The sequence below is a fragment of the Sphingomonas aquatilis genome, assembly GCF_014196115.1.
GTDB classification, from domain to species: domain Bacteria; phylum Pseudomonadota; class Alphaproteobacteria; order Sphingomonadales; family Sphingomonadaceae; genus Sphingomonas; species Sphingomonas aquatilis.
The window spans coordinates 24401-32993 of record NZ_JACIDB010000016.1; the positions used below are offsets into that span (position 1 = coordinate 24401).

The 8593-nt window shown below is 64.4% G+C and carries 6 protein-coding genes and 1 pseudogene; 3 read left to right on the forward strand and 4 right to left on the reverse strand.

Features of this window, described 5'->3' with window-relative positions; all coding sequences use genetic code 11:
* Positions 1-18: 18 nt before the first annotated feature.
* The 3 genes from GGR47_RS18095 to GGR47_RS18105 all read left to right on the forward strand — a co-directional run bounded on the left by GGR47_RS18095 (position 19) and on the right by GGR47_RS18105 (position 5596).
* On the forward strand, positions 19-1782 hold the full coding sequence (locus GGR47_RS18095; RefSeq protein WP_147035995.1) for a phospholipase D family protein: 1764 nt from the start codon (positions 19-21) through the stop codon (positions 1780-1782).
* Positions 1779-4805: a DEAD/DEAH box helicase gene (locus GGR47_RS18100; protein ID WP_147035996.1), complete on the forward strand. Its 3027-nt coding sequence runs from the start codon at positions 1779-1781 to the stop codon at positions 4803-4805. The genes GGR47_RS18095 and GGR47_RS18100 overlap by 4 nt, the downstream gene beginning before the upstream one ends.
* 137 nt (positions 4806-4942) lie before the next feature.
* Entirely contained in the window at positions 4943-5596 is a 654-nt protein-coding gene (locus tag GGR47_RS18105; RefSeq protein WP_147035997.1) for a recombinase family protein, read from the forward strand.
* 678 nt (positions 5597-6274) lie between these two features.
* On the opposite strand, the gene GGR47_RS18110 is transcribed toward GGR47_RS18105, so the two are convergent.
* From GGR47_RS18110 to GGR47_RS18125, 4 genes and pseudogenes are all read right to left on the reverse strand, one after another.
* Complete coding sequence (locus GGR47_RS18110; RefSeq protein ID WP_147035999.1) at positions 6275-6586, reverse strand: hypothetical protein; 312 nt, start codon at positions 6584-6586, stop codon at positions 6275-6277.
* Positions 6587-6758: 172 nt separating this feature from the next.
* A complete protein-coding gene (locus GGR47_RS18115) occupies positions 6759-7028 on the reverse strand; it encodes a hypothetical protein (RefSeq protein ID WP_147036000.1) in 270 nt (89 codons plus the stop codon).
* Positions 7025-7615 (reverse strand): recombinase family protein, encoded by a 591-nt coding sequence (locus tag GGR47_RS18120; protein ID WP_147036001.1) that lies wholly within the window; start codon positions 7613-7615, stop codon positions 7025-7027. Before GGR47_RS18120 ends, GGR47_RS18115 begins: the two co-directional genes overlap by 4 nt.
* A 217-nt stretch (positions 7616-7832) precedes the next feature.
* A pseudogene (locus GGR47_RS18125) lies at positions 7833-8460 on the reverse strand (transposase); the annotation flags it as partial.
* Positions 8461-8593 lie beyond the last annotated feature (133 nt).

The following is an 8593-nucleotide window of genomic DNA, read 5'->3' on the forward strand; positions in this document are numbered from 1 at the left end:
AAGCTGACCACAACCCGCTTGGCCCTGTTCGCCGCCTACTCCGCCGACCCGATCGTTCTTGGGGGCGCTCTGTTGAATCTCCACGCCCGCGGCCGCGACAATGCGCGCGGCAACAAGTCCGACTTCGCCGGCGCGATCGAGGCCTTGCGCGAACGGGTGCGCTTCATTGTCCAGCGCGGGCGCATCCATCGTGGACCGAGGCTCCCGAAGATCGCGGCCGTGCTCGACCAGTTCGTGGTGGAGATGCCCTATCGGGAAAGCGCGAACAGCTGGCACCCGAAGGCTGCGTTGATCTGCTATCAAGCGGAGGGATTGCCACGGTTCTGGCGGCTTTGGGTCGGCAGCCGCAACCTGACCATGAGCCGTGACCTGGATCTCGGGCTGGTGTTGGACGGCGAAAGCCGCCGCAGGAAGGGGAGCCAGGTCGTCGATGGCATCGATGCGCTGGGTGTAACCCTCGCGCGCGCAGCCAAGCTGCCCGACGTCGATCCGGACGATCTCGCGAAGGAGCTCAGGGCCGTGCGCTGGATCGCGCCGGACGGCATCGATGTGTCACGGATCGACCTCTGGACGCGCGGCTCGGAGCCGATCGCTCCGCTCGATGCGACGTCCGGAGACAAGATCGTCGTCCTGAGCCCGTTCCTCTGCGATGCTTTCGCACGATCCCTTGCCGATATGACCAAGGCAAGCGCGGACCGCACTCTGGTGACGACGCTGCCGGCGCTGCGCAAGCTTGGCAATGACGGCCGCGCGGGTCTTTCCGACTTCAAGTTGTTGGCGCTTGGGGCACCGATCCCGGACGGAGACGACGTCGCTGAGGTTGAGCTGATAGGGCGGGAGCCGGCGACGGACGAGGAAGACGAAGGTTCGGGCGGCGCTAGTCATTCGGGGCTGCACGCCAAGCTGTTCGCGGCGATCCAGGGCGAGCGGATCGAGATCGTCGCCGGCAGCGCCAATGCCACCGACCGGGCTTGGTCGGGCCGCAATGCGGAAGTCGCCGCCCGCTTCACCGGCGGCAGCGCCGAGATCGACGGCGTCCTGGCGATCGTCGGGTCAGCGACACCGGTATCCGATGCTCTCCTGCAGACGCTGACGGAAACAGAAGCTGACGCAGCCGAACTTGCTCTCGAAAGGCTGCGCTGGACGCTTGCGGACACGTCACTCAGCCTGGACCGCAACGGCAGGGAGTATCGTCTCACCTCTGGCGAAGTCGTGCCGCTGCCGCCCTCAGTTCAGTTGGAAGCAGGGCTCGCCACGATGGCGCTCCACCGCTGGCAGCCCGGCGTGACGCACATCGAGCTCGGAGAGGTTCCGTTGTCCCTGCAAACGGATCTTGTTCAGTTTCGGCTGACGATCGGGGATCTGCCGCCGGCGTCATGGCTCCTGCGCGTGCCGGTGGTCCCCTCGATCGACGCGGAGCGGGACGCTGCCGCGATCAGTCGCTTTCTGAGCGTTGCCGGCCTGCAGGCGTGGCTGCGGGAGATGCTCGAGGGTGGAGCTGGGGCGGGGAGCGAGAACGACTGGGACACGGAGCCGGAAGCGGTTGCGCCCAAGCGGAGCAGCTGGAAGCATGACGGGCTCGCGCTCGAGGATATCCTGACTGCCTGGGCCAAGGACCAGACCCACAAGTCTGGTTCGTTGAAGCGTGTCGATGCCGTGATCGACCGCTATGTGGCTGCGGTGCTGGCTCATGGCGAGCACCTTACGCAGGCGGACAGAGACGATCTGACCGCCCTCCAGCAGACTTGGCGCATTGCGCGCGAGGTCCTGATCGCAAGATGAGCAGCACGCCGCGCGCCTTTCAGAACGCGACGGTAGGCGCTGCCGTAGCCGCGCTGACCGGTAAGGGCAGTCGCCGCTTTCTGGTGGCCGACGAGGTCGGCCTCGGCAAGACGACAGTCGCTCGGGAGGTCGTCCGGCAGCTGTCGCGTGGCGGTAGGAAGAAGTTCACGGTCTACTACGTCACCAGCAATGCTCGTGTCTCCGACCAGAACGCCGCGCGTTTGGTCGACTTTCTGGAGGACAAGCGCGCCAGGCTGCGGGCCCTTTCCAAGGTCGATCGGCTGTCGATGATCCCGCTCGATCAACGGCCGAACGACAAGGAGCCGCCATCGCCGCTCCGGCTCTATTCGCTATCCCCTCAGACCTCCTTCCCGCCCGAAGGCACACGACCGACACCTGGCGCTGCGATCGAGCGTGCCTTTTTGAGCCTGCTGCTCGAACGCGCCGTGCCGGGGATATTGGAGACACTACCCGAGCGCTTCATCCAACAGCGCGCGACGGTGAGCTGGGAGGGCGCCCGCCGTACTGCGCAGCGGCTGATGGGCGGCATCGATCCGAAGCTTGTCGGCACCTTCCGCACCGCGCTCAAGTCGCGCTTCAATCCGGAGGGTAAAAGGCCGGGTCTTCGCGAACGCATCGCGACAGCCGCACAGACAAAGCCTGAGGCGGGGACGTTGACGGTGTTGCGCCGCCTTCTTGCGGAGGCATGTCTCGAGGCGACCCCGCCGGACCTTATCGTCTTCGATGAGTTTCAGCGCTTCCGCGAGATGCTGGCACCTTCGAAAAGCGACCGGCTCGGGCGCGCCCTTCTCGGGATCGGCTATAAAAAGCCTGCCATGCTGCTTTTGTCGGCCACACCCTACCGCCTGTTTGGCGAGTCCTGGGATGGAAAAGACGGGCCGCAGGCTCACGAAGAGCTTTTCGACACGATCGAGTTTCTGACGCGCAGCACAGCCGTGCGGGAGGACGCCGAGCAGCTCTTTGCCAGCTTCGGCGAGATCCTGCGTGCGATCGGTGACGCAGAGGGCGACACTATAGATCCGCCTCTCAAGGAGCGTGCGGAAGCGACGCGCGACCGGATCGACCGCCTGCTGCGCCCCTACATAGCACGTACCGAGCGCCCGCCCTCTATAGGTCTGGATCACCGCACCCGGCGCGATCCGCTTGCCCTTGTCCCCGGCGATCTTCACACTTTCAGGCATTTCGCCAGCAAGGTGTCCGATCGGAACAAGACCGCGGCCTCTGCCTACTGGCTATCTGTCCCACTGCCGGCACAGGCGCTCGGATCCCGGTACAAGATCGCCGACAAGGTCGAGTTTGGACGCCAATCAGGCGTGCCGGTGCTCCGCTCTGCACGACGCGCCGGCGACGGCAAGGACGGCTGGGGTAGCCCGAAGCTTCGGGCCCTACGCGACATCGTGCGAACGCCCGATCTCGCGCTCCCCTGGGTTGCCCCTTCCATGCAGTGGTGGCCGCTTGCGGGTCCGTGGGCGCACAGCCTGGCGCAGAAAACGCTTCTGTTCAGCCGTTTTCGCGCCACCCCGCAGAGTGTTGCATCCTTGATCAGCCTCGGTGTCGAGGACGCTTACCTCGACGTCGGGCCAACCGCCCGCCGGCGACCCTGGGAAAGCAAGCGGCTGGCTCCGCAGTCCGGCCTGCCCGTGATGTCGTTGTTCCATCCGTCGCCGTTCCTAGTCCGGGTGACCGATCCTTTGAAGGGCAACCATTCGTCCGCCCGCTACGCGCTGCGCACGGTCATCGGACAATTACGGAAGGCGCTCAGGGATCAGAAGGTCGAGATCCGCAGCAAGCCGAAGAAGGACGCCGAACGGGCACGTCCGCTTTGGAACCTCCTTGCCGCGATCGAGCGAAAGTCCGGCGATTTCGCGGCATCCCAGGCGGCATGGAACGAGACGGCGGGGACTGAGGCAGTGCTCGGGCGCATCGTCACCCGGCGCAACCACGTCGAGAGTATCGACTGGATCAGCGCCAAGGAGCTGCACCGCTTGGCCGAGATCGGCTTGGCCTCACCGGCGGTCGCTGTCGGCCGCGCACTGCTCCGGCATTTTCCGGCGGCCATTGAGGCAGACCACCTTTCGAAGCTCGTCTCGTTCTGCTGGCACAGGCTGCGCCCCTATCTCGACAACCGGGTGTTCTGGGGCCGGCTGGGCGACGGCAATCCCACCGAGGTTCTGATGGCGGCGGTCCGCGACGGCGGGCTCGAGAGCGTGCTTGATGAGCATTTCTGGCTCGCCCAAGGGCAGACCGACGCCCCGAACCTTCTCGACGAACTGGCATCGGCGCTGCACGCCTCGCTCGGTTGGTTCACCTTCCGCGGCATCCCGACCACATCGAGCTCGATCCGCCTTCGTTGCCACGCTGCCGTGCCTTTCAGCGGCACCGAAAGCGGCGATGCCGAAGCAGCGCAACGTGCGCTGAGCGAGTCTGAAGCCGAAGCGCCGCCACGCGCTGAAAGCCTCCGGCGAGCGTTCAACACGCCATTCTGGCCCCATGTTCTCGCGACGACCTCGATCGGTCAGGAAGGTCTGGATTTTCACAGCTGGTGCCGTCGCATCGTTCACTGGGATCTGCCATCCAATCCAGTCGACCTTGAACAGCGTGAAGGTCGCATATCGCGCTATGGTGGTCTCCTGGTGCGACGTCCGCTGGGCGCGTTGGTGCAGGGCGACGCGTTAGCCGCGGCCCGCACCGGCCGATCACCATGGACAGAGGCCGCAGGATTGAGCGAGCGCCGGTTCCAAGACGACACCGGGCTGTCACCCTGGTGGACGTTCAACCATGCCGACATCGATCGCCACGTGCTCGCATTGTCGAGGAGCCGTGACATTGCACGGTTCGATTACCTCCAGCGCCAGCGCCTGCTTTATCGCCTCGCGCTCGGCCAGCCGAATCAGGAGGATTTGGTCAATCATCTGGCAAGAGGCAGCGACACAAAGATCGCCGAACTGAGCGCACTGGCTTTGGACCTAAGGCCGCTCAAGCCGACCGTCAGTCTCAGCTGAACGAAACTGGAGGCTGTTCAGCATACTCAATGTAGATGACTACGATGTGTTCTCGGCCATAATGGGTCGCAACTTGCTCGGTTAGCCTATGGCTCGCGAGGGTATACCCAGGAACGCCGAGCAGGAGTGATGTGTAGGTGGCAGGCAGCGGAGCGAAGGTAGCGCGCGTCTATCTGCGGGTGAGTACGGTCGATCAGGACCTGACGCGGCAGGAGAACATCGTGGCCGGCGCCAAGGCGGCCGGCTTCTACGTGGCTGCGGTGTACCGGGAGAAGGCGTCGGGCGCGCGGCCCGACCGGCCGGAGCTTCTGCGCATGGTGGCGGACCTGCAGCCGGGCGAGGTGGTGGTAGCCGAGAAGATCGACCGGATCAGCCGCTTGCCGCTGCCGGAGGCGGAGCTGCTGGTGCAGACGATCCGGGGCAGGGGGGCGCGCCTCGCAGTGCCGGGGATCGTGGACCTGTCCGACCTGGTGGCCGACAGCGCGGGCGTGGCGCGCATCGTGCTGGAGGCAGTGCAGGACATGCTGCTGCGGGTGGCGCTGCAGACGGCGCGCGACGACTACGAGACGCGCCGCGAGCGGCAACGCGAGGGCATTGAGGTCGCGAAGAGGGCGGGGCGTTACACCGGCCGCAAGCCGGATCTCGCCCACCATCGACGCATCGTAGGTCTGCGGGAGGCGGGCATGAGCATCGCGAAAACTGCGGAGCTCGCCGGGTGCAGCATCGCTCACGTCAAGCGCGTGACCGCACTCCATCGCTCGAGGACGACTCCGCCTCAGCAGGGTGATTGAGTTTCATGCATGTCTCACCGCCGATCGTAATGTTCTAAACAGCATCGCGGATCGGGCAAGGCGCTAGGCCGCAGAGCGGAATCCGAGCGTCGCCGCGGGAGATCTTCGCGTAGCCAATCCCATCCACCGGTTCTGACAAAGGATTTCGACACCTGTAAGGCGTTACGAACGCTTGTAAATGTCGGCGCTAATTGGCACGTCCTGTCAGCGGTAAATGGCACGCCGGAACGGCCGGGTTTGGGTGGAAAGGCGACGGTCTGCTTCCCGGCGGGGGTATTGATATAGCGGACGAACCGGTTGATAATCTTCGGCATGCTTTTGGCTGAGCCGTGCAATTTGCACTATCGCGCCTTTCTGCTCCCGCTTCTGCTCGCAGGCGGGCCGGCAAGCGCACAGCAGTCATCGACACCTCCGGTTCCGAAAGTCCCTTCCGCAGAAACCGCGGACAAACGGCTCACCCTTCACCTCGTCGCAAGGAGCGACTGGGCGCAGCAAAGCATGGAGATCGTGAAGGGCCTGATCCTCTTCCAAGGTCGTCTGAACAACAGGCCAGCGACTATCCTGCTGGACAATGGAACCGGGCGCACTGTGGTCGATACAGGATTCGCCCGACAGGGGTGACTACACGAAAGTGCATTCTGCGTACGGTAGGAGCGAACGAGCAGTGAACGGCGGGGTTCAGCCGTCTGCCGTGCTGTCCTGATCGATCACTGCTGCCCGTACACCGAGCAGCCAAGGCACCCAAGCCAACCCATATGCGGCCCAGAGGTATTCGTACCACGGCATCGCCTGACCCAGTTCAGCGACGAGGCCGAAGACGCACAGTACGGCAGCACCTCCGAACACGAGGCTGGCCGCAACCGTGCGGATGGGGCGATCCCACCTGATCGTGGCAAGGCGGGTAGCTGGATTATAGTGCCGGAGACAAAGCCACCCGGTGCCCAAAACGACGGGCGATGCGACGATCGTCACAAGGATGCTGCCGTACATGGGGATGCCGATGCTGTCGCCATCGGGGGGGCAGCACGCCCGAGCGGAGCACCTGCGGCCAGTAGACAAAATTCAGAACCGGATAGAAGGCCAGCAGCAATCCGGTCAGGATCCACAGCGGCCTGGCGCTTGTCGGCATCGTTGATCTCCTGCTCTTGGCCTACTGACGCATTCAGCGCCGAAACGGGATGACAACGGCCTGGTCGAGAAAGGCGCGCATGCCATCTTCCTCGACGGTACGGCGGAAGGCAGCCCATGCGGCATCGTCGGTAACGAAGGGATCGTCCCACACCGTCGAGGTGCCGCTGTGGTTGACCACCTCCAGCGTCCAGCCCGGCTTGTCTTCGAGGCGGATGATGTGGACTTCGACCGTGATACCCTGCTCGGTGACGGTGCCGGACAAGCCGGAGGTGACGATGTTCGGATCGCGTTCGCCTGTCATGCGCCTGTTCTTGCCGTTTCGCCGACGCGCTGTGCGCCCGCACCTTCCAGCGCCTTGTAGAGCGCGGTCTTGCCGATCTTCAGTCGCGCGGCTGCCTCGCGCACCGTCAGGCCTGCGGCGATGTGTGCGCGCGCCTTGCGTAATTTGTCGGGTGTGACGACCGGACGCCTGCCGCCCTGCGCCCCGCGCTCGCGCGCGGCGCGCAAACCGGCTTGCGTGCGTTCGCGGATCAGGTCGCGCTCGAACTGGGCCAGGCTGCCGAAGATGTTGAACACCAGCATCCCGCCCGGCGTCGTGGTGTCGATGTTTTCGGTCAGCGAGCGAAAGCCGATCCCGCGCGCCGCCAGGTCGCCGACCTGCGCGATCAGATGGCGCATCGAGCGACCGAGCCGGTCGAGCTTCCACACGACCAGCGTGTCGCCGGCCCGCAGATAGGCGAGCGCCTCGGCGAGCCCCGGCCGGTCGGCCCTGGCCCCCGACGCCTGGTCGTCGAAGGTGCGCTCGCAACCGGCGCGGACCAGCGCGTCATGCTGGAGCGCCAACTTCTGATCGGCGGTGGAGACGCGCGCATAGCCGATCAGCGCCATGCGCGGGTCCCAAGTGTCCGTTTTCCCATCTTAACGCGATCTTGTCCGAATCGCCGTCGAAGGTCCAGAGTTGGCGGACACATTCACGCTGGCCGTCCAATCACCGTCTGACGGACAGCCTCAAGGAGGTTCAGGGTCATGGCTGTCCGTCGTCAGAACATTCGGCACAACTCGCGGCGTAAACTAGCGGAGTGCGGGCCTCGTCTGGGGGTTGATGTTAGGCAGCTAGCTTGCGGTGTTGCAAGCGCCGATTTTCGATGGTCTGGCGTTTGATCCTTTCGCGCTGTTTGATGATGGCTGCCACTCTGCCGAAGTAGGCATCGGCGGGCGTCACGTTGTTCAGGCTCTCGTGGTATCGCTGGTGGTTGTAATGCTCGACGAACGCCTCGATCTGGGCCTCAAGGTCGCCGGGCAGGAAGTAGTTCTCCAGCAGAATGCGGTTCTTCAAAGTCTGGTGCCAGCGTTCGATCTTGCCCTGGGTTTGCGGGTGCATCGGGGCGCCGCGCACGTGGCTCATCTTCCCGGCCTCGATGTATTCAGCCAGTTCGCCGGCAATGTAGCTGGGGCCGTTGTCGCTGAGCAGCCGAGGTTTGTGCAGCACCGTGGCGCTGTCGCAGCCCGAGACAGCGAGGGCGAGGTCCAATGTATCGGTCACGTCCTCGGCCCGCATGTTGGTGCACAGCCTCCAGGCGATGATGTAGCGAGAGAAGTCGTCGAGCACAGTCGACAGATACATCCAGCCCCACCCGATGATCTTGGAAGTACGTGAAGTCGGTTTGCCACATCTCGTTCGGTCGGGTGGTTTTGGTGTGGAACGCATCGGCGGCTTTGATCACGACGTAGGCCCGCACATACATGGCCCGCGACGCGCACAGTCGCACATGGGACTGTCAGGAATTTTGTGCGGGAGGCCGGTTACCGTCATTAGATGACGAAGCGCTCACCGAAGATTACGGCGAACTGACTTTTGGCCTCACC

What these genes read in the sequence shown, in the direction of transcription:
- GGR47_RS18115 (WP_147036000.1), bottom strand. Translation starts at nt 7,028, where the DNA reads ATGACAGGCGAACGCGATCCGAACATCGTCACCTCCGGCTTGTCCGGC.
- GGR47_RS18100 (WP_147035996.1), top strand. Translation starts at nt 1,779, where the DNA reads ATGAGCAGCACGCCGCGCGCCTTTCAGAACGCGACGGTAGGCGCTGCC.
- GGR47_RS18120 (WP_147036001.1), bottom strand. Translation starts at nt 7,615, where the DNA reads ATGGCGCTGATCGGCTATGCGCGCGTCTCCACCGCCGATCAGAAGTTG.
- GGR47_RS18110 (WP_147035999.1), bottom strand. Translation starts at nt 6,586, where the DNA reads ATGTACGGCAGCATCCTTGTGACGATCGTCGCATCGCCCGTCGTTTTG.